The organism is Ensifer adhaerens, from assembly GCF_002007205.1.
In the GTDB taxonomy this organism is placed as follows: domain Bacteria; phylum Pseudomonadota; class Alphaproteobacteria; order Rhizobiales; family Rhizobiaceae; genus Ensifer; species Ensifer adhaerens_D.
On sequence record NZ_LAZS01000007.1, the window covers coordinates 46,641 to 65,240 of the forward strand.

The window sequence follows — 18,600 nt, forward strand, 5'->3', positions numbered from 1 at the left end:
AATGTAAAAATGAAATATGGGGCGCCAATCATAATTTAGGGGTTATGTTTTGGCGCTTACCACGGCCACCCACGAACATACTTTCGGCGCTGGTCCCGTCCATCCGGCGGCTCCCTGGAAACACCGCCACACTTGTTACTCCCGCCGATCCTCTCGGGGTGTCAAGCTGTTGGCACTGCGAGCCATGCCCCTGGCCTTGCTTTGCCAAGCTTTGCTGAACGAGGAGATCAACACCATGACCCAGACAATCGAGAAACGCGAGAATGGACGCCCGGACGGCGGACCGGCCATGCAGAAGCCGGCGGTGGTTTCGCCGCAGGCGTGGGAAGCGGCGTGGCAGAAGATGCTGGTGAAGGAAAAGGCCCACACCCGTGCCAGCGATGCACTCGCTGCCGAGCGCCGGCGGATGCCCTGGATGGCTGTGACCAAGGACTATGCTTTCGAGGGGCCGGACGGCAAGGCGAGCCTCTTCGACCTTTTCGCCGGACGGCGCCAATTGATCGTCTATCGCGCCTTCTACGAGCCCGGCGTCCATGGCTGGCCCGATCACGGTTGCCCCGGCTGTTCCATGGTCGCCGACCAGGTTGCGCATCTGTCGCATCTCAACGCCCGCGACACGACGCTTGTCTTTATCTCACGCGCGCCGCAGGCGGATATCGCCAGGCTGAAGGCGCGCATGGGATGGACCATGCCCTGGTACACAATCACCGACAGCTTCGACGCCGATTTTGGCGTGGACGATTGGCATGGACACAATGTTTTCGTCCGCGACGGCGAGCGGCTGTTTCGCACCTATTTCGTCAACAATCGCGGCGACGAGCAGATGGGCGGCACCTGGAACTATCTCGACATCACGGCGCTCGGACGACAGGAAATCTGGGAGGATTCGCCTGCCGGGTACCCCCAGACCCCGCCCTACAAATGGTGGAACTGGAACGACAGCTATGTCGAAGGCGCTGCGCCCGACAAAAGATGGGTCGAGATATCGGACGCAGGAGAGGCTGCTATGCGCGCCTCCGCCACGGACCCGAAGCCATGAGCGCCGGCACCCGTTCCGGCGAGCGTGACGGGCGGGTGCCCTCCCTTGCCCATTGGGCGGCAGCGGCGCTGGCGCTCGCCGCCGCCCCCATCTTCGCGCTGATGGCGTTCCTGACGAGCGCGGGAAACAGCGCAGCGGATCCGATGCTGTGCGGCGGGACCGAGCAAGCGGCGATCGGCGGGATGACTGCCATGTACCTGCTGATGGGCGCCTTTCACCTGCAGCCCTGGCTGAGGCTGATCGACATCAGACGGGGCTAAGGGATCAGCCTCGACCTCGCTCAGTCAGGGGCGGCCGGTCGCTGAAAAACCGCCGTGCGACATGCTTCTGTCGCAAGGCACGCAAAAGATGTGGAAACGCCGATGAGCATATGTCCCTGAAATCGGTCCGTGGGCATGCTGTCCGAGTCGGGGAAGCAAGTCACTTCTCGGCTTGAAGTACGGAACGGTTCCACTAGGTAGATTTGGCAAGGTCTCCGGCAATCATTCTGCCGGAGAAGCTTAGTCGCTTTCCCGGTGCGATCGGCTCCGATCGGGAAATACAGCGAATCAGGAAAATGACCTTGAGTGTTGCCGCACCTCAACCGAACCCGACACCTTTCAAGCGTCGCCTGTTGCCGTGGGCGGGCGCCCTGCTGCTCTGCGGAACAGCCGCCGCAACGTCGCTCTACTACCTGACCGGAGCGAAAGAGCCTTCTTCGGAAATAGCTGCGCTCGCCTCGGCTGAGGCCGAACGACCGATGATGCGGTCGCCGAACTTCGAGATCCTCTTCAGCGACGGCGATCGCGGGCTGATGGTCTACGAGGGTTACGTCTATGTCGTGCGACTCGGCGACAAATTGCCGAACGGCCGCCGCATGATCGGATTCCAAAAACGGGACGGAAACTGGGCTGCGGTGACGCTTTGACGGCTTCAGCCGGCCCCGCATTGTGGATGTTAACGCTTTGTTAACGCTCGCTTGCAAGGCAGGGATAACCCCCATTTAGCCACGGTTGCCACCCAGGGCGAACTGGCGCAACTCTTTGTTAAAGAGTCGTGAATCAGTGCTTTGGATGGTGCAGAATGATTAACAAGAAGCTACAGGATGAGCTGGTCGAGCTCGACGAAAGCCCCGCGTTCGAAGGCCGTTCCGTCATGAGCGAGCGCGCCGTGCAGGGAATTCCGCTCGCGATCGAGGCGGTGATCGGGCGGGCCAAGCTGACCGTATCGCAGATCTCGAAACTCCATCAGGACGACACGATCCACCTCGACCGAAATTTCGGCGAGCCGGTGGAACTCAAGGTCAACGGCATGGTGATCGGGCGAGGCGAGATCGTCTTCGACGAAGCGACCAACGCTATCGGCATCAAGATCATCGAAATCTCCCCGATCGGCGCCCAATAGGCTCTGCGGCGCCAGGTCGCTGGTCGTCGTCGGAACTTGGCTTCAACGGCCAGCAAGGCTATGTCGTTAGGCCAGCGACACGATGCGATACGGGAGGAGCCTCATATGCTGATCGATGGAAAAGTCTTTATCGTTACCGGTGGCGGTTCGGGTCTTGGTGCGGCCGTCGCGCGGCGGTTGCATGGCGAGGGTGCCCGTGTGGTGCTTGCCGACGTCAATGCCGCGGCCGGCCAGCAGATGGCCGACGAACTGGGCAGCAACGCGCTTTTCCAGAAGACGGATGTCACCAATGAAGCGGATGGTGCTGCCGCCGTCGCTGCGGCGCTCGGCCGCTTCGGCCACCTCCACGGGCTTGTAAACTGCGCCGGCATCGCGCCGGGGGAAAAGGTGCTCGGCCGCGACGGTCCGCATCGCCTTGACAGTTTTGCGCGCGCAGTCGGCATCAATCTGATCGGCAGCTTCAACATGCTGAGGCTTGCCTCCGAAGCGATCCAGCGGGAGGAACCGGGCGATGACGGTGAGCGGGGCGTGATCGTCAACACGGCATCGGTCGCCGCCTTCGACGGCCAGATCGGCCAGGCGGCCTATGCCGCTTCCAAGGGCGGCGTCGTCTCGATGACATTGCCGATCGCCCGTGAACTTGCGCGCCACGGCATTCGCGTCGTCGCCATTGCGCCTGGCATCTTCGAAACGCCGATGATGGCCGGCATGCCGCAGGAGGTGCAGGATTCGCTCGGCAAGAGCGTGCCCTTCCCGCAGCGCCTCGGCAAACCCGAGGAATTCGCGGCGCTCGTTCAGCACATCTGTGAAAACCGCATGCTGAATGGCGAAGTCATCCGCCTCGACGGCGCGCTGCGCATGGGCGCGCGCTGATAGGATCGGCAATGGCGCCTCGCCCGCACGCAACCGGGCGCGGTGCCATACCTTTACCAAGGCAGATCAGGCGGCTTGATCGGCCATCCTGACGAGATAGGCGCATCGCCGGGCGCCAGCGAGAATATGCTCGGTACGTTCGACCTCGATGCCAGGCCCGAGTACCGCGCGAAAAACGCTCAACTCCGCCCGGCAGAAGCCCTGGCAACTGGTCGCGGCGGCACAGATCGGGCAATGGTTCTCGACGAAGAGCAGCGTGCCATCACCGGGATCCTCGCAAGCGGCCATGTAGCCCTCCTGCGACCGCAGCCGCACGAGCTCGTCCACCCGTTCGCGCAGGCCCGCCTTCTCCTCAATCGCCGCGCGATAGTTCTGCCGGGTCTCGTCCTCGCGCGCCGCGATCAGCCGATCGATCGCCGCCTCGCCCAGCGTCTGCCGGATCGTCCTTAAGAGCTGGACGGTCAGCTCCGCGTGCGTATCGGGAAATTCCGCGTGGCCCGCGGCCGTCAGCCCCCAGAACTGCGAGGGGCGGCCGACGCCTTTTGCCTCCGACCACGACAGGACGAAGCCGTCCTCGGCAAGGCGAACCAGTTGCTGACGCACGGCCTCGCCGGTGATCGTCAGACGCCTGCCGAGTGCCGCCGCCGTCTGCGGGCCGTGCAGCTTGAGCGCCAGCATGATGCGTTCACCCGGCGTGCGGCCATTGCTCCGCTCTGGATTTAACAAGGGATCGCTTGACATATTCCCGGACACAGATTTACAAAGAGTTGTCTTGCTAAATACACGCTCATCGGTTCGCAGACAAGAGACCGTCGAGCGTGCCCCGCCCGCAAAGGATCTGACCATGGCCTTCGAACTTCCCGCCCTTCCCTATGCACCCGCAGCGCTCGCCGAAAACGGCATGAGCGCTGAGACGATCGAGTTCCACCACGGCAAGCATCACCAGGCCTATGTCACCGCGTTGAACGGTTTCGTCGAGAAGGACGCCTCGCTCGCCGGCCTGTCGCTGGAAGAGATCATTCGCCTCAGCCACGGCAAGCCGGAACTGGCACCGGTCTTCAACAATGCCGGCCAGCACTGGAACCATATCCTGTTCTGGAACAACCTTTCGCCGAAGGGTGGCCAGATCCCCGGCGCACTCGAAAAGAAGATCGCGGAAGATTTCGGCAGCGTCGCCGCCTTCAAGGATGCCTTCAAGGCGGCCGCCACCGGCCAGTTCGGCTCCGGCTGGGCCTGGCTGGTGCTCGGCCAGGACGGCAAGCTCAAGGTGACGAAGACCGCCAACGGCTCCAATCCGGTCGCCACCAACGAGGGCAAGGCCCTGCTCGGCCTCGATGTCTGGGAACATGCCTATTACATCGACTTCCGCAACCGCCGGCCGGACTATACGTCGAACTTCCTCGACAAGCTTGCCAACTACGAGTTTGCCGAAGCGGAATTGAAGTCCGCCTGATCGGTTGGAGACCGCCACGACGCCGGAACCAGCACACAGCGCGGTTGATCAGAGAATTTGCGGAAGCCCCTCGCCCCCGCCTGAGCCAAGGCTTCCGCAGACCCCGTGGCGTCTCCCCGCCGCCACGGGCTATCCTCAGTTGGAAGAAGACCCATGCGCCAGACACCTCCGTTTTCCGTCGATATCGACGCCTACGCCGATCTCGCCGTGTCGAAACCGGAGTTCGCCGACACGCTGTCGCATCTCGCCACCACCGTCTGCGTGGTCAGCGCCGGCAGGGGCGCCGAAAGCCTCGGCCGCACCGTGACGGCGACGTTCTCGCTTTCCGCCAGCCCGCCGTCGATCGTCGTTTCAGTCAAGGCGGATAGCCCGCTTGCCGCGCTGATCGCCGCCGAGCAGGGCTTCTCGCTCGCCATGCTGGCCGAGGGACAGGAGCTGATCGCGGATGCGTTTGCCGGCAAGATCGAAGCGTCGAAGCGCTACCTCGTCGGCATCTGGGCAGACTGGCCGAGCGAACGGCCAAGGCTGCTCGGGGCGGCCGCCGCGCTCGACTGCCTGCTCAGCGCCTCGGTGCAGGTCGGCGACCACACATTGTTCGTGGGAACAATTGTCGCAACCGAGACTTCCACCCACGCCGCCCCCTTGATCTGGAGCCGCCGGCGATATCAGTCTCTCGACAGGACGAGATCGTTGCCGGCGTCGCCGAGCAACGGGCATGCGACCCTCACCCCAAGCAAGCCCGCAGCCTGAACCGGCGATCGCGTAGGAGGAATGGAGCAATGCGGCAAACGCTCGAAAAACTCTTAAAAGACGGCAAGGACGACGCCCTGCTGCGCTTCACGCTCGGCAGCATCTGCCTTCAGGAGGCGGATCTCGAAACCGCGCTTGCCCATGTCGAGCGGGCAATCACCTTCGACCCGGACTATTCGGCCGCCTGGAAACTGCGCGGCGCGATCCTGCACAAGCTCGGCCGCCACCAAGAGGCGATCGAGGTCTGGCGCGAGGGCCGCACGGTCGCGGAGCGGAAGGGCGATCTGCAGGCGGCAAAGGAGATCGGCGTCTTCCTGAAACGCCTCGAGCGGCAGTGCATCGCCGCCAACCGGAACGAGTAGCCGCCCCATGAAGGTTGTTCGGGCCCGGCAACCATGCCGAGCCCGGAAACATCGCGAACGTTCAGATCATTTGAAGACCGACGGCAGCCAGAGCGAGAGCGCTGGAATGTAGGTCACGGCCATCAGCACCGCGATGCTGGCGCCGAAGAACGGCCAGATGGTGCGCATCGCCTCGCGAATGGAAATTCCGCCGACGGCGCAACCGACGAAGAGCACGGTTCCAACCGGCGGCGTGTTGAGGCCGATGCCGGCATTGAGGATCATCACCACCCCGAAATGCACAGGATCGATGCCGAAGGCCTTGACCACGGGAAGAAGGACGGGCGTGCAGATGATCACCATCGGCGCCATGTCCATGAAGGTGCCGAGGAACAGCAGGATGATGTTGATCACCAGCAGCACGATGATCGGGTTTTCCGAGACCGCGCTGATCGCACTGATCATCAGCGCCTGCACCTGCAGGAAGGCCATCAGCCAGCCGAAGGACGCCGCCATGCCGATGACGAGCAGCACCATGGCCGTCGTGCGCACCGCCCCCATCACCGCCTCGAGGAAACCTGTCCAATCCAGCTCGCGATAGACCAGCATGGCGACGAGGAAGGCGTAGAGCACCGCGATGCAGGAGCTCTCGGTGGCCGTGAAGACGCCGGAGCGCACGCCGCCAAAGATGATGCCGATCAGGACGATGCCCGGGAACGACGCGAGCAGGTAGTAGAAAACCTTGGAAAAGCCCGGAAACGGCTCTGCCGGATAGCCTCGGCGCCGCGCAACGATATAGGCGGTCACCATCAGCGCAAGCGCAAGCAGGAGACCCGGAATGATGCCGGCGGTAAAGAGATCGGCGACCGAGACATTGCCGCCGGCGGCGATCGAATAGAGGATCATGTTGTGCGACGGCGGCACCATCAGGGCGATGATCGCCGCATTGACCGTGACGTTGACGGCATAGTCGCGGTCATAGCCGCGCTTCGCCATCTGAGGGATCATCAGCCCGCCGACCGCCGAGGCATCGGCGACGGCCGAACCGGAAATGCCGCCAAAAAGCGTCGAAGCAACGATGTTCACCTGGCCGAGACCACCACGCAGATGCCCGACGAGACCGGCGGCAAACTGGATCAGCCGATTGGCGATACCGCCGCGCACCATCAGGTCGCCGGCAAAGATGAAGAACGGGATCGCCATCATGGCAAAGACGTTCATGCCGGAATTCAGCTGCTGGAACACCACCACCGGCGGCAGGCCGAGATAGAGCACGGTGGCGAACGACGCGATGCCGAGGCAAAACGCGATCGGCGTGCCGATGAACATCAGCAGGGTGAAGACCCCGAAAAGGATAACGTAAGCCATTCAGGCCATCTCCTGCACGACGACATCGGCAGCGACGTCGACGCCCAAAACAAGATCGATGAAACGCTCGGCGGCAAACAGCGCGATCATCAGGCCACCGACGATCAGCGGGAAGAAGTCGACGCCGCCCGGCCACCCGAGTACGGGTATGGTGGCAGTCCACGTGCCGAGGCAAAGAAGCAGGCCGTAATAGGCCATGGACGCCCCGAAGATGACGATCAGGCCGAGGCTCGTCAGATCCATGGCAAGCTGGACCGAGGGCCTCATCACGTGGCGGATGACATCAAGGCCGAGATGCACGCTCTCGCGCACGCCGACGGCGGCACCGAGCATGATGAACCAAGCCATGAGATGGAGGGACAAGGGCTCCGACCAGCTCGGCGAATCGTTCAGGACGTAGCGTGCAAAGACCTGCCAGCCGACGATCAACGTCATGGCGACCATGCCGGTGCCGGCAATATAGAGCGACGCGCGGCTCAGCACCCCGAGAGCCGGACGTATCGCCCGCATGAAACGACGCATGTTTCTTCCTCCTCAGCAAATGCGATCCGGTGGACAGTTGCGAGGGCCGGCCCGGATCCCGGAACCGGCCCCACCGCCTGTCACTTGACCGCCTTCACCCTTTCGAGAAGGTCTTTCAGTTTCGGATCGCTAACGAACTGGTCGTAGACCGGCCCCATGGCAGCGGAGAACTCTTCCTTGTTGACCTTGATGACATTCGAGCCGGCGGCCCGCACCTTCTCCTCCGAAGCCTTCTCGCGCGCGCTCCAGAGCTCACGCATCTTGCCGACGCTGTCCTTTGCGGCCTGACGCAGCAGCGTCTGGTCTTCGGGGGAAAGCTTGTCCCAGCTCATCTTGGAAATGACCAGGATTTCCGGATTGAGCGAATGTTCGGTGAGCGAATAGTTCTTGGCCACCTCGAAATGGCGGGCGGATTCGTAGGACGGCCAGTTGTTTTCGGCACCATCGACGACACCCGTCTCGAGCGAGGAATAGACCTCGCCCATCGGCATCGGCGTCGGGTTGGCGCCGAAGGCCTGCATCATGGCGATCCAGAGGTCGGACTGCTGCACGCGGATCTTCAGACCCTTGAGGTCGGCGAGTTTCTCGATCGGCTTCTCGGTGGTGTAGAAGGAACGCGCGCCGGAATCGTAGAAGGCAAGGCCGACCAGGCCGTGCGGCTCGAAGGCCGCCAGAATTTCGTCGCCGATCGGGCCGTCGACCGTCTTGTGCATGTGTTCCGTCGAGCGGAACAGGAATGGCATGCCAAGGACCATCGTCTCCTTGACGAGATTGTTGAACGGTGCGGCGTTCACACGGTTCATGTCGATGACGCCGAAGCGGGTCTGCTCGATCGTGTCCTTCTCGCCGCCGAGCGCGCCGTTGTTCATGACCTCGATCTTGATGCGGCCGTTGGTGCGCTCGGAAAGCAGTTGCCCCATGTATTTGACGGCATCGACGGTCGGGTAGCCGTCCGGGTGGATGTCGGCCGAACGCAGGGTGATTTCCTGCGCCTGCGCCGCTGTGCCGGCAAACGCCAGCCCCATGGCGACGCAAAGCATACCTGCAATTTTTTTCATGTTTTCCTCCTCCTCTTGATCGTGCTTCGGCCTCTCCCAAGGCCGAGTTTCCGCCCATTCGGGCCGGCATGCGAATTCCTCATGTCATGGGTTCCGAGAGAGCCTCAGGGTTCCCTCGGCAATTACGCAGCGGTTAAGGCCGGCAGTTTGAACAGCTGCCCGGGGTTCTCGATGAGGGCCTGGTGTCTGGCCCGCTCGTTCGGCAGCCAGCCGAGCACCAGATCGGCCAGCCGCGCATCGTCAGGGTAGTCTTCCGTCTTGCGGATCATGTTGTGCGGCCAGTTCGAACCCCAGACGATGCGTTCCGGCGCATGCTCGGCGATCCGGCGCGAGATGACGGACACGTCGTCATAGGGCCATCCTGCTCGCGAACTTTCGTACACACCCGCGAACTTGAACCAGACATTGCCCCGGTCGATCAGTTTCAACAGCGCCGCGATCTCGGGCCCGTCCGGATCAACCCCGGCAAGGAACTTGCCGTGGTGATCGAACACCCAGCGCGACCGGATCCGTTCCAGCCGCGGCAAATGGTCGAGCAACCGGTTGCCGTCGAACTGGACGGCGATCATCCAGTCGGCCGCGTGTGCCCGCGCGTCGACCGCCTCCAGCGCCTGGAGCCCCACCGCTCCGCCGGGCAAGTCCATGATGCGCGCGCCGACGACGCCCGCGTCGCTCAACGCGCGCATGTCCGCATCCGACGTCGCCTCATCGATGACGGCGACGCCGCGCGCGACGTCGCCCATCTCGGCCAGGCAGGCGAGCAGATTGGCGTTGTCCTTCTGATGGGCGTTGCCCTGGGTGATGATCGCCCTGTCGATGCCGAGCCAGGCCATCACCTGGCGGTAGGCCGCGGCATCCGGCAGCGGCTCGGCCGGCAACGGCGGGCCGCCGGGAAGCGCCGGATAGCCGGGCAGATACATATGCATCTGCGCATCGACCGTGCCCTTTGGCAGGCGCGGTTCAGGCGGGAGGCCGGTGAGGGTTCGCTCGATCATTGCGCGATCTCGGGCATCTTGAATTTGACGAGCGCATCGCGATTGATCTCGATGCCGAGGCCGGGCGCGTCGGGAATGGCAACGACACCGCTCTCCGCCTCGATCGGAGTCTTCAGCACCGCCTGGCGGAACGGATTCTCGGTCCGGTCGAACTCCATGATCGGCTCGATCGGGTTGACCCTGACCGGGTCCGGCGCCATCGCCGCCATGAACTGCAGGGCGGCGGCGATATGCACGCCCGTACCCCAGACATGCGGCACGATGCGAACGCCGTGCAGCGTGGCAAGGCTCGCGATCTTCGCCATTTCGGAGAAGCCACCGCAGCCGCAGAGATCGGGCTGCAGGATATCGACGGCGCGGCTTTCGATCGCCGGCCACATGCCATAGCGCGTATGCCAGGTCTCGCCACCGGCGACCGGGATCGGCTGGCCGGCCCTGACCTCGCGATAGGCCGAGAGCTGCTCCGGCACGACAGGCTCCTCGAACCAGTCGATGTCATAGTCCGCCGCCGCCTTGCCAAGCCGGATCGCCTCGGTGACGGTGTAGCCGTGATTGCCGTCGATCATCAGCCGCATCTCGTCGCCGATCGCCTCGCGCACCGCGCGGATCACCTGCAGGTCCTCGTCGACGCCGAAGCCGATCTTGATCTTGCAGGCGTGAAAGCCCTGCGCCCGGCGCTCCGCCATCTCTGCCGCATTGTCGGAGAAACGATCGACGCCGTCGCGCTTGAAGCTGCCGGTCGCGTAGGCGCGAACGCTGTCCCGCCAGCGGCCACCGAGCAGCATGGAGACGGAAGCGCCGTAGTGCTTGCCCTTGATGTCCCAGAGCGCGATGTCGATGCCGGAAAGCGCCGTCACCGCAAGGCCACGTTGACCCTGGTCGCGAAGCGCGTTGTAGAGGATCGCCCATAGCTTTTCGGTCTGGCGCGGATCCTGGCCGATGAGCCAGGGAGCGTAGGCGGCCACGACGGCCGCATTCGGCCTTGCCGGGCCGAGGCATTCGCCCCAGCCGATCGTCCCGTCGTCGCATTCGATCTCGACAAGCACATGGGCGCGGCGATCGAAGCGGGCCGAGGCGCTTTCGAAGGGCACGGCCAACCGATGTTCGAGGAGATGGGTGCGGACGGCGGTGATCTTCATGGCTGTCCTCCCTTTCCCGTCAGGCCTGGCGCTTCTGCGCGCCGATAAGCGCGTCGAGCATCCGGACTTCCTCGCTCGTCAGATCCGTGAGCGGGCTGCGCACGGGGCCAGCATTGAAGCCCTGCAGGCGCACGCCGGCCTTGATCGCCGAAACCGCATAGCCCTTGGCGCGGTTGCGGATGGCCATGAAGGGATAGAAGAAATCCTTGAGGATGCGCTCGCAGGTGGCGCGGTCGCCGCCGCGCAGGGCTGCATAGAATTCGTTGGCAAGACCCGGCACGAAGTTGAAGACGGCCGAGGAATAGGTGGTGAAGCCGGCACCGAGATAGGCCTCGGCAAAAAGCTCCGCCGTCGGCATGCCGCCGAGATACATCAGCCGGTCACCCATCCTGGCGGTGACCTGGCGCACGAGACCGATGTCGCCGGTGCCGTCCTTGAAGCCGATCAGGTTCGGGCACTCGTCGCAGAGCCGGGCAAGCGTATCGGGCTGCAGCACCGAATTGTCGCGGTTATAGACCATGACACCGATGCCGACCGACCGGCAGACCTTCTTCACATGGGCATAGAGCCCTTCCTGCGGCGCATCGATCAGGTAGTGCGGCAAGAGCAGGACACCATCCGCCCCGACGCGCTCCACCGAGCGGGCGATCTCGACGGCCATCTCCGTGCCGTAGCCGCAACCCGACACGATCGCCGTCTCCCCGGCCACCTCCTTGGCGGCTTTGACGATCTCGGGGATTTCATCCGGCTTCAGCGAGAAGAACTCCCCCGTACCGCCGGCCGCAAAGAGCACCGGCGCCTTGTAGCCCGCCAGCCACTCCACATGCGTCCGGTAGCTATCCGGCGCGAAACGACCCTCGGCATCGAAATGCGTCACCGGAAACGAAAGGAGGCCTGAACCGAGCGCGGCCTTGATCTGTTCGGGGGTCATTTCGTGCGGGTCCTCCCTAAAACTCGACGCGCCCTACTAAGCAAGTCATCACACAGATGTCAATATGTCATAATACAAGTTATCATATGTCGTGTGGAGATCGCCTTTTCACATGGGTCGGTGCGAAACGCCTTGCGCTGGCGCTAAAAGCAATAGGCCGCGAGTCATCCGCCCAAAGAGGCGGTCGACAACCTCACGCGTATTGCGAAGGAGATATATTATATGCTAGCCGATATCATATGATATGTCGGCGCAGCATTCGCGACGAGCGCTTGCGCCGGTCGAGGGAGGACAGGCAGTGGAACGACTTCTGATTACCGGCGCAGCGGGCCAACTGGGCCGTGTCATGCGCAAGAGGCTGGCCCCATTGGCAAGGACGATCCGTCTTTCGGATCGCGCGCCGCTCGATCCGCCGGGCGAAAACGAAGAATGCGTTCAGTGCGACCTCGCCGATGCCGGTGCGGTCAACGACCTCGTCAGCGGCTGCGATGCGATCGTGCATCTGGGCGGCATTTCGGTCGAACGGCCTTTCTCGGAAATCCTCGACGGAAATATTCTCGGTCTCTACAATCTCTACGAGGCGGCACGCGCCAACAACCACCCGCGCATCCTCTTTGCCAGCACCAACCACACGATCGGCTACTATCCGCCAAGCGAACGGCTCGGTCCGAGCGCACCCTTCCGGCCGGACGGGCTTTACGGCGTATCGAAGTGTTTTGGCGAGGCGCTTGCGCGCATGTATTTCGAAAAGTTCGGCCAGGAGACCGCTCTCATCCGCATCGGCTCCTGCCTGCCCGAGCCGGTCAACTACCGCATGCTCTCCACTTGGCTTTCCCATGACGACTTCGTATCGCTCATCGAAGCCGTTTTCCGCGTGCCGGTTCTCGGCTGCCCGGTCATCTGGGGCGCGTCGGCCAACGACGCCGGCTGGTGGGATAATTCCAATGTCGGATGGCTCGGCTGGCGACCGAAGGACAATGCCGAGGTCTTCCGTGAAAAGATTGCCGCGAGCACCCCGAAGCCACAGCCGGGCGACTCTCTCGTGCGCTATCAGGGCGGCGCCTTCGTCGACGATCCGATTTTTTGAGACGTCGGCCTAGGCGCCGTGTCGCCAGACAGTGGATTGCGCGCCTGATCGGCAATGGCGTATCCAGACACCCAACACCCAAGTCGCAGAAACGGCCATGCCCATGAGTAACGCCACCGCCCCCGACAACACAGCCTCTCAAGGCAAGACGCTGGTGGCCAAGGTGACGGACGCCCTCAGCGGCCAGATCGGCACCGGGCATTACAAGCCCGGCGACCGCCTGCCTTCGGAAGCGCAACTGACCCAGGAATTCGGCGTGAGCCGCACGGTGGTGCGCGAAGCGATCGCGGCGCTGCGTTCCGGCGGGCTTGTCGAGGCGCGACACGGCATCGGCGTCTTCGTGCTGGAACCTGCCCCTTCGACCCCGCTGCCGTTTCACGGCATCGACCTGGCGCGCGTCTCCTCGCTGATCGAAATGCTGGAGCTGCGGACCGCCGTCGAAGGCGATGCCGCAGCGCTTGCCGCCCTTCGCCGCTCGCCGGCCCAGGAAGAGCAGATCGCCGAAGCCTTCGACAGCTTCTGCGCCAGCGCTGCCGAAGGGCGGCCGACGGCGGAGGCCGACTTCAACTTCCATCTGGCGATCGCCCAGGCGACCAACAATCCGCGCTTCAGCGAGTTCCTGCAGATGCTGGGCACCGCGCTCATTCCCCGCCGCGCGGTTTCGGCGAGCGGCGAGGAAACCGTGCTGGCCTCGGCGGAACTGTCGCGATTGATCTCGGAGCACGAGGCGATCCTCATCGCCATCCAGGATGGCGACGAAGAGCGGGCGCGCAGCGCCATGCGCCAGCACCTCAAGAACAGCCAGGCGCGCTACCGTTCGATGTTGCGCGCAGCCCGCTGAAGAGCCGTGCAGCCGGCGCGCTCAGGCGCGGCCAAGCCGGCGTATGTTGCCGACGAGTTCGCCCGCCAGGCGAAGCGCCGCCGCCGTCGCCCCGGCCATCTGCGGCATGATCAGCCATTCGAGCGTCCAGGCAGCGCCTGACCGTTCCTGCTCATGCACCAGCGCATGATGCATGCCGGAAAGCTGGGTCGCGTTGAACCGCGCGAGCGACACCAGAACCTCCGCGGCCACCGGGTTCTGCTTGTGCGCCATTGCCGAGGACCCGCCGCCGCCCGCAAGCTCGATCTCGTCGCCCTGCTGCGCCATCAAGGCAATATCCTGACCGAGTTTTCCGAGGCTGCCCGTTACCAGCGACAGGGCGCCGGCGAAGTCCGCCACCTCCGAGCGCTGGCTGTGCCATTGCGGAAAGTCGGCGAGATCCAGTTCTTCGGCAAGCGTCGCACGCACGTCGTCCGCCCGGTCCTTGAGTTTCTCCAGCGTCCCGGCAGCGCCGCCGAACTGAACGGCGAAGAGATCGCGGTCCATGGCTTCCAGTCGGTCCTTGTGATCGAGCAGCGGTTCGATCCAGCTGCGCAGCCGGTCGGACACCGTGATCGGGATCGCTGCCTGCATGCGGGTGCGCCCCATCAGCGCGCGCTCGCCCCATTCGTTGTCGCATTCCTCGAGCACCGTGACGATGCTGCCGAGCCGGACGGCGAAAAGCTCGGCGACCGCCTTCATCCTCAGCATCAGGCTCGTGTCGATGACATCCTGGCTGGTGGCGCCGTAATGCACATAGTCCGCCGCCTCGCCCCCAACGATGGCCCGCAGTTGCCGGACGAGTTCCGGAACCACGACCCCATCGGTTGCCACGGCGCGCTTCAGCGCGTTGACGTCGGGCGAAAAGGCGCGGCAGGCCTCGGTGATCCGATCGGCGGCCCTGGCCGGAATGATGCCGTTGACGGCCTCGGCCCGCGCGAGCGCCGCCTCGAAGGCCAGCATCGCGTGGATGTCGGCGGAAGCCGTAAATTCGGCGGCAACCGCCTCATCACCCAGGAGCCCGGAAAGATAAGGGTGGTCGAAGGCGGAATAGGTCATGATTTCCCCGTTTCTGATCGCGGATTGCGGCTCGCCGAACGAAATGCCACCTGCTGCCGGAATGCTGCCCATGCGGCACTCCATGTCCAGGCGTGACATTCCTGTTCAGATGTCGAGGAAGACAGTTTCCTTCTCACCCTGCAGGTGAATGTCGAAGACATAATTAGGCGCGCTTCCGGTCGCGACAAGCGTCGCGACGCGATGACGATGCTCAATGCGCGCAAGCAGCGGGTCGGCGGCGTTGGCCTCCTGCTCGTCCGGGAAATACATGCGGGTGTGGAGCCCGACATTGATGCCGCGCGCCACGATCCAGAAGGTGATGTGCGGCGCCATTTGCCGGTCGTGGCTGTAGGGAACCCGCGCCGGCTTCACAGTCTCGAAGGAAAAGACTCCGTCTTCGGCGCCGGTCGCACAACGCCCCCAGCCTGAAAAGTTCGGATCCGCGGCACCGCGGATCTCGGTCGGCGAATTGTAGAGCCCGGCGGCATCCGCCTGCCAGATCTCGACGAGCGCGTCCTTCAGCGGCGCGCCTGCGCCGTCGATGACGCGGCCGGTGATCGTGATGCGCTCGCCGCGCGTCTCGTCGTTCACCATCCGCGAGCCGAGGTCCGTCTGGTAGACGCCGGCGATGCCGCAGAAGTTCGGGGTCAGGCCGATATGCACATAGGGGCCGGCCGTCTGCGAAGGCGTTTCCTTGAGGTAACCGAGTTGCTGAACCATCAGTTGCCCTCCAGCCGGTTTTCAAACAGCGTCGAGCGGCGTCCCCTGAGCACGATGTCGAACTTGTAGGCGCGCGCGTCGAAGGGGATGGTGTTTGCCCAGTCGAGCGGCGCGATTAGTTGTTCGACAGCCTGGCGATCGGGGATCGTGTTGACGATCGGACACTTCCAGATCATCGGGTCGCCCTCGAAATACATCTGGGTGATCAGCCGCTGCGCGAAGCCGTGGCCGAAGACTGAGAAATGGATGTGCGCCGGGCGCCAGTCGTTGACGCCGTTCGGCCATGGATAGGGGCCGGGCTTGATCGTGCGGAAAGCGTAGCCGCCTTCCTCGTCGGTGATCGTGCGGCCGCAGCCGCCGAAATTCGGATCGAGCGGCGCGAGGTAGCTTTCCTTCTTGTGGCGGTAGCGACCGCCGGCATTGGCCTGCCAGAATTCGAGCAGCACCCCCGGCACCGCGCGGCCGCGCTCATCGAGCACGCGGCCATGCACGATGATGCGCTCGCCGATGGCGCTCTCACCGGGTTTGGCGAAATTATGGATGAGGTCGTTGTCGAGTTCGCCGATGAGAGAATGGCCGAAGACCGGACCGGTGATCTCCGAAATCGTACCGTCGAGCGAAAGCAGCGCCTTCTGCGGCGAGCGCAGCACCGAGGTCTTGTAGCCGGGCGTCAGCGCCGGCGCATGCCACGCGCGGTCGCGGGCAAAGAAGGCGCCCGTCTCCGGCTTCCCGTTGGTTCTGTCGGACATGGTTTCCTCCCGTCAGGCAGCCTCGCCGGCATCGATCTCGGCAAAGACCTGCTTGGCGATCTTGATCGCGTGATTGGCCGCCGGCACGCCGGCATAGATCGCCACGTGCAACAGTGCCTCGCAGATATCCTCGCGGCTTGCGCCGGTGTTGGTGGTCGCGCGCACATGCATGGCAACCTCGTCGTCCTGGCCAAGGGCCGCGAGCAGCGCGATCGTCACGATCGAGCGCTCGCGCTTCGTCCAGGTCGGCCGCGACCAGACATGGCCCCAGGCCGCTTCGGTGATCAACTCCTGGAAGGGGCGGTCGAACTCCGTGGAAACCGACTGCGTCCGATCCACGTGATTGTCGCCGAGCACCGCACGGCGCGTGGCCATGCCCTGGCGGTAGCGTTCGGAGGGCGCAGAGGGGTCACTCATGGGTCCTGTCTCCATGCATTGCAATTTCGAAGAAAGCGCGAAGCACCGCGGTCAAGGCTTCCGGGTTTTCGACGCAAGGGATATGCCCTGCATCGCGGATGACTTCGTAGCGGGCGCCGGGAATGAGGCGGGCGGTCGCCAGCACCACATCCGGCGGCGTCGAGCCGTCCTGGTCGCCGACGACGCAGAGCGTGGGCACGGCGATGCGTGCTGCAGCCTCCGTGTAGTCGGCGTCGCGGATCGCGGCGCAGGTGGCCACGTATCCGATCACCGGCTGGCGGACCAACATGTTGCGGTAGCCGGCAAGGGCCGTGTTTTCCGGCCGACGGAAGGCCGGCGTGAACCAGCGTTCGAGCACATTGTCGGCGATCGCTTCGATGCCATGCTCCTCGACGGCTGCGATGCGCGCCGCCCACATCTCGGCGGTGCCTATTCTGTGGGCCGTATCGCAAAGAACCAGCGCACGCACGAGGTCGGGACGCCGCTGATAGAGCGATTGCGCAATCAGGCCGCCGACCGAGAGGCCGCAGACGATCGCCTGTTTGACCGAGAGCATGTCGAGCAGGCCCGCAAGGTCATTGGCATGGTCCTCGATCGCGTAAGGGATCGGCCCGATATCCGAGAGGCCATGGCCGCGCTTGTCGTAGAGGACGATGGCGTATTCGCCGGCGAGGCGGACGACGACGTCGCGCCAGATGCGGAAATCCGTGCCGAGCGAATTGGCAAAAACCAGCACCGGCCGGTCGCCGGTGGCACCGATCACCTGATAGTGGATCGTGATGTCGTTGATGCGGGCAAACTGCACGGGCTCTCTCCTCCGCCACCAAATTGGATATTTAATCTGGTTAGGTAAAATGATATTTCATGGCATTTCATTAACTTGAGGGTTATGAATTCCATGATCGACGCCCGGGTCAAGTTTCGCCATCTGCAGACATTTGTCGAGGTCTCCCGGCAGAAGAGCGTGATGAAGGCAGCCGAGCTGCTGCATGTCAGCCAGCCGGCCGTGACCAAGACGATCCGCGAACTCGAAGAGGTGCTGGGCGTCGCGGTTTTCGAGCGCGACGGGCGCGGCATCAAGATAACACGCTACGGCGAAGTGTTCCTGCGCCACGCCGGCGCGGCGCTGACGGCGCTGCGGCAGGGGCTCGATTCCGTCTCGCAGGAACGGGCCGGCGACGGCGTGCCGGTCAGGGTCGGAGCGCTGCCGACCGTTTCGACGCGGATCATGCCGCACGCGATGACGCTGTTTCTCAAGGAGGAGACCGGTGCGCGCATCAAGATCGTCACCGGCGAGAACGCCGTGTTGCTCGAACAGTTGCGCGTCGGCGATCTCGATCTCGTCGTCGGGCGGCTTGCGGCACCGGAAAAGATGACCGGCTTTTCCTTCGAGCATCTCTACTCCGAACAGGTGGTCTTTGCCGTCAGGGCCGGGCATCCGTTGCTTGCGGGCGCGCATTCCACATTTGCGCGGCTCGCGGATTTCCCGGTGCTGATGCCGACGCGCGCCTCGATCATCCGCCCCTTCGTCGAGCGCTTCCTGATCACCAACGGCATCGCCAGCCTGCCGAACCAGATCGAGACCGTGTCCGACGCCTTCGGCCGCGCCTTCGTGCGGGCGAGCGATGCGATCTGGATCATCTCCGCCGGCGTCGTCGCCGCCGATGTCGATGACGGCACGATCGCGATCCTGCCGATCGACACCAGCGAGACGAAAGGGCCGGTTGGCCTGACCATGCGCGCCGACGCGGTGCCGCCGCTCGCCCTTTCTCTGCTGATGCAGACTATCCGAGAGGCGGCGACAGCGGTTGCGGCCAAACTCTAGGGGTCGGGTCGGTCGGATACTGCCCCACCACG

At 63.9% G+C, this 18,600-nt stretch carries 23 protein-coding genes; 11 read left to right on the forward strand and 12 right to left on the reverse strand.

Annotated elements, in window-relative coordinates; translation table 11 throughout:
- Positions 1 to 235: 235 nt before the first annotated feature.
- The 5 genes from XB14_RS18185 to XB14_RS18205 all read left to right on the forward strand — a co-directional run bounded on the left by XB14_RS18185 (position 236) and on the right by XB14_RS18205 (position 3,295).
- Entirely contained in the window at positions 236 to 1,039 is an 804-nt protein-coding gene (locus XB14_RS18185; protein WP_077963053.1) for a DUF899 domain-containing protein, read from the forward strand.
- Positions 1,036 to 1,299, forward strand: coding sequence for a hypothetical protein (locus XB14_RS18190; protein WP_077963016.1), 264 nt, complete (start codon positions 1,036 to 1,038; stop codon positions 1,297 to 1,299). The genes XB14_RS18185 and XB14_RS18190 overlap by 4 nt, the downstream gene beginning before the upstream one ends.
- Before the next feature lie 302 nt (positions 1,300 to 1,601).
- Entirely contained in the window at positions 1,602 to 1,946 is a 345-nt protein-coding gene (locus tag XB14_RS18195; protein WP_077963017.1) for a hypothetical protein, read from the forward strand.
- Between the two features lie 155 nt (positions 1,947 to 2,101).
- Positions 2,102 to 2,422, forward strand: a complete 321-nt coding sequence (locus XB14_RS18200; RefSeq protein WP_051659531.1) for a FliM/FliN family flagellar motor switch protein — start codon at positions 2,102 to 2,104, stop codon at positions 2,420 to 2,422.
- A 105-nt stretch (positions 2,423 to 2,527) separates the two neighbouring features.
- Complete coding sequence (locus tag XB14_RS18205; RefSeq protein ID WP_077963018.1) at positions 2,528 to 3,295, forward strand: 3-hydroxyacyl-CoA dehydrogenase; 768 nt, start codon at positions 2,528 to 2,530, stop codon at positions 3,293 to 3,295.
- Between the two features lie 66 nt (positions 3,296 to 3,361).
- On the opposite strand, the gene XB14_RS18210 is transcribed toward XB14_RS18205, so the two are convergent.
- Complete coding sequence (locus XB14_RS18210; protein ID WP_077963019.1) at positions 3,362 to 3,973, reverse strand: helix-turn-helix transcriptional regulator; 612 nt, start codon at positions 3,971 to 3,973, stop codon at positions 3,362 to 3,364.
- 166 nt (positions 3,974 to 4,139) lie between these two features.
- Between XB14_RS18210 and XB14_RS18215 the strand changes: the two genes are divergently transcribed.
- The 3 genes from XB14_RS18215 to XB14_RS18225 all read left to right on the forward strand — a co-directional run bounded on the left by XB14_RS18215 (position 4,140) and on the right by XB14_RS18225 (position 5,860).
- Positions 4,140 to 4,748 carry a superoxide dismutase gene (locus XB14_RS18215; RefSeq protein ID WP_077963020.1) on the forward strand — a complete coding sequence of 203 codons (609 nt, stop codon included), beginning with the start codon at positions 4,140 to 4,142 and terminating at the stop codon, positions 4,746 to 4,748.
- Positions 4,749 to 4,901: 153 nt separating this feature from the next.
- Positions 4,902 to 5,498 (forward strand): flavin reductase family protein, encoded by a 597-nt coding sequence (locus tag XB14_RS18220; protein WP_077963021.1) that lies wholly within the window; start codon positions 4,902 to 4,904, stop codon positions 5,496 to 5,498.
- A 29-nt stretch (positions 5,499 to 5,527) separates the two neighbouring features.
- Positions 5,528 to 5,860, forward strand: a complete 333-nt coding sequence (locus XB14_RS18225) for a tetratricopeptide repeat protein (protein WP_077963022.1) — start codon at positions 5,528 to 5,530, stop codon at positions 5,858 to 5,860.
- Between the two features lie 66 nt (positions 5,861 to 5,926).
- Here XB14_RS18225 and XB14_RS18230 read toward each other — a convergent pair whose 3' ends face one another.
- From XB14_RS18230 to kdgD, 6 genes are all read right to left on the reverse strand, one after another.
- Positions 5,927 to 7,207: a TRAP transporter large permease gene (locus XB14_RS18230; RefSeq protein ID WP_077963023.1), complete on the reverse strand. Its 1,281-nt coding sequence runs from the start codon at positions 7,205 to 7,207 to the stop codon at positions 5,927 to 5,929.
- Positions 7,208 to 7,729, reverse strand: coding sequence for a TRAP transporter small permease (locus tag XB14_RS18235; RefSeq protein ID WP_077963024.1), 522 nt, complete (start codon positions 7,727 to 7,729; stop codon positions 7,208 to 7,210).
- An 80-nt stretch (positions 7,730 to 7,809) separates the two neighbouring features.
- On the reverse strand, positions 7,810 to 8,787 hold the full coding sequence (locus tag XB14_RS18240; RefSeq protein ID WP_077963025.1) for a TRAP transporter substrate-binding protein: 978 nt from the start codon (positions 8,785 to 8,787) through the stop codon (positions 7,810 to 7,812).
- Between the two features lie 122 nt (positions 8,788 to 8,909).
- Positions 8,910 to 9,782, reverse strand: a complete 873-nt coding sequence (locus XB14_RS18245) for an amidohydrolase family protein (RefSeq protein WP_234804075.1) — start codon at positions 9,780 to 9,782, stop codon at positions 8,910 to 8,912.
- Positions 9,779 to 10,921, reverse strand: coding sequence for a mandelate racemase/muconate lactonizing enzyme family protein (locus XB14_RS18250; protein ID WP_077963026.1), 1,143 nt, complete (start codon positions 10,919 to 10,921; stop codon positions 9,779 to 9,781). The genes XB14_RS18245 and XB14_RS18250 overlap by 4 nt, the downstream gene beginning before the upstream one ends.
- 19 nt (positions 10,922 to 10,940) lie before the next feature.
- The gene (gene kdgD, locus XB14_RS18255; protein ID WP_077963027.1) at positions 10,941 to 11,852 is read right to left on the reverse strand and encodes a 5-dehydro-4-deoxyglucarate dehydratase; all 912 of its coding nucleotides are present in this window, start codon (positions 11,850 to 11,852) and stop codon (positions 10,941 to 10,943) included.
- A gap of 298 nt (positions 11,853 to 12,150) precedes the next feature.
- On the opposite strand from kdgD, the gene XB14_RS18260 reads away from it, so the two are divergent.
- A complete protein-coding gene (locus XB14_RS18260; protein WP_077963028.1) occupies positions 12,151 to 12,939 on the forward strand; it encodes an NAD-dependent epimerase/dehydratase family protein in 789 nt (262 codons plus the stop codon).
- A 97-nt stretch (positions 12,940 to 13,036) separates the two neighbouring features.
- A complete protein-coding gene (locus tag XB14_RS18265; RefSeq protein WP_419178600.1) occupies positions 13,037 to 13,780 on the forward strand; it encodes a FadR/GntR family transcriptional regulator in 744 nt (247 codons plus the stop codon).
- 21 nt (positions 13,781 to 13,801) lie between these two features.
- On the opposite strand, the gene XB14_RS18270 is transcribed toward XB14_RS18265, so the two are convergent.
- From XB14_RS18270 to pcaD, 5 genes are all read right to left on the reverse strand, one after another.
- Complete coding sequence (locus XB14_RS18270; RefSeq protein WP_077963055.1) at positions 13,802 to 14,857, reverse strand: 3-carboxy-cis,cis-muconate cycloisomerase; 1,056 nt, start codon at positions 14,855 to 14,857, stop codon at positions 13,802 to 13,804.
- Between the two features lie 105 nt (positions 14,858 to 14,962).
- Entirely contained in the window at positions 14,963 to 15,577 is a 615-nt protein-coding gene (pcaG, locus tag XB14_RS18275) for a protocatechuate 3,4-dioxygenase subunit alpha (RefSeq protein ID WP_077963029.1), read from the reverse strand.
- Positions 15,577 to 16,326 carry a protocatechuate 3,4-dioxygenase subunit beta gene (gene pcaH / locus XB14_RS18280; protein ID WP_077963030.1) on the reverse strand — a complete coding sequence of 250 codons (750 nt, stop codon included), beginning with the start codon at positions 16,324 to 16,326 and terminating at the stop codon, positions 15,577 to 15,579. Before pcaH ends, pcaG begins: the two co-directional genes overlap by 1 nt.
- Positions 16,327 to 16,338: 12 nt before the next feature.
- Positions 16,339 to 16,743, reverse strand: a complete 405-nt coding sequence (pcaC, locus tag XB14_RS18285) for a 4-carboxymuconolactone decarboxylase (RefSeq protein ID WP_077963031.1) — start codon at positions 16,741 to 16,743, stop codon at positions 16,339 to 16,341.
- On the reverse strand, positions 16,736 to 17,548 hold the full coding sequence (gene pcaD / locus XB14_RS18290) for a 3-oxoadipate enol-lactonase (protein WP_077963032.1): 813 nt from the start codon (positions 17,546 to 17,548) through the stop codon (positions 16,736 to 16,738). The genes pcaC and pcaD overlap by 8 nt, the downstream gene beginning before the upstream one ends.
- A 93-nt stretch (positions 17,549 to 17,641) precedes the next feature.
- Here pcaD and pcaQ point away from each other — a divergent pair, with 93 nt between their 5' ends.
- Positions 17,642 to 18,568, forward strand: coding sequence for a pca operon transcription factor PcaQ (gene pcaQ / locus XB14_RS18295; protein ID WP_077963057.1), 927 nt, complete (start codon positions 17,642 to 17,644; stop codon positions 18,566 to 18,568).
- Positions 18,569 to 18,600: the final 32 nt, after the last annotated feature.

What these genes read in the sequence shown, in the direction of transcription:
- XB14_RS18185 (WP_077963053.1), top strand. Translation starts at nt 236, where the DNA reads ATGACCCAGACAATCGAGAAACGCGAGAATGGACGCCCGGACGGCGGA.
- XB14_RS18190 (WP_077963016.1), top strand. Translation starts at nt 1,036, where the DNA reads ATGAGCGCCGGCACCCGTTCCGGCGAGCGTGACGGGCGGGTGCCCTCC.
- XB14_RS18200 (WP_051659531.1), top strand. Translation starts at nt 2,102, where the DNA reads ATGATTAACAAGAAGCTACAGGATGAGCTGGTCGAGCTCGACGAAAGC.
- XB14_RS18205 (WP_077963018.1), top strand. Translation starts at nt 2,528, where the DNA reads ATGCTGATCGATGGAAAAGTCTTTATCGTTACCGGTGGCGGTTCGGGT.
- XB14_RS18210 (WP_077963019.1), bottom strand. Translation starts at nt 3,973, where the DNA reads ATGCTGGCGCTCAAGCTGCACGGCCCGCAGACGGCGGCGGCACTCGGC.
- XB14_RS18215 (WP_077963020.1), top strand. Translation starts at nt 4,140, where the DNA reads ATGGCCTTCGAACTTCCCGCCCTTCCCTATGCACCCGCAGCGCTCGCC.
- XB14_RS18220 (WP_077963021.1), top strand. Translation starts at nt 4,902, where the DNA reads ATGCGCCAGACACCTCCGTTTTCCGTCGATATCGACGCCTACGCCGAT.
- XB14_RS18225 (WP_077963022.1), top strand. Translation starts at nt 5,528, where the DNA reads ATGCGGCAAACGCTCGAAAAACTCTTAAAAGACGGCAAGGACGACGCC.
- XB14_RS18230 (WP_077963023.1), bottom strand. Translation starts at nt 7,207, where the DNA reads ATGGCTTACGTTATCCTTTTCGGGGTCTTCACCCTGCTGATGTTCATC.
- XB14_RS18235 (WP_077963024.1), bottom strand. Translation starts at nt 7,729, where the DNA reads ATGCGTCGTTTCATGCGGGCGATACGTCCGGCTCTCGGGGTGCTGAGC.
- XB14_RS18240 (WP_077963025.1), bottom strand. Translation starts at nt 8,787, where the DNA reads ATGAAAAAAATTGCAGGTATGCTTTGCGTCGCCATGGGGCTGGCGTTT.
- XB14_RS18245 (WP_234804075.1), bottom strand. Translation starts at nt 9,782, where the DNA reads ATGATCGAGCGAACCCTCACCGGCCTCCCGCCTGAACCGCGCCTGCCA.
- XB14_RS18250 (WP_077963026.1), bottom strand. Translation starts at nt 10,921, where the DNA reads ATGAAGATCACCGCCGTCCGCACCCATCTCCTCGAACATCGGTTGGCC.
- kdgD (WP_077963027.1), bottom strand. Translation starts at nt 11,852, where the DNA reads ATGACCCCCGAACAGATCAAGGCCGCGCTCGGTTCAGGCCTCCTTTCG.
- XB14_RS18265 (WP_419178600.1), top strand. Translation starts at nt 13,037, where the DNA reads ATGCCCATGAGTAACGCCACCGCCCCCGACAACACAGCCTCTCAAGGC.
- XB14_RS18270 (WP_077963055.1), bottom strand. Translation starts at nt 14,857, where the DNA reads ATGACCTATTCCGCCTTCGACCACCCTTATCTTTCCGGGCTCCTGGGT.
- pcaG (WP_077963029.1), bottom strand. Translation starts at nt 15,577, where the DNA reads ATGGTTCAGCAACTCGGTTACCTCAAGGAAACGCCTTCGCAGACGGCC.
- pcaH (WP_077963030.1), bottom strand. Translation starts at nt 16,326, where the DNA reads ATGTCCGACAGAACCAACGGGAAGCCGGAGACGGGCGCCTTCTTTGCC.
- pcaC (WP_077963031.1), bottom strand. Translation starts at nt 16,743, where the DNA reads ATGAGTGACCCCTCTGCGCCCTCCGAACGCTACCGCCAGGGCATGGCC.
- pcaQ (WP_077963057.1), top strand. Translation starts at nt 17,642, where the DNA reads ATGATCGACGCCCGGGTCAAGTTTCGCCATCTGCAGACATTTGTCGAG.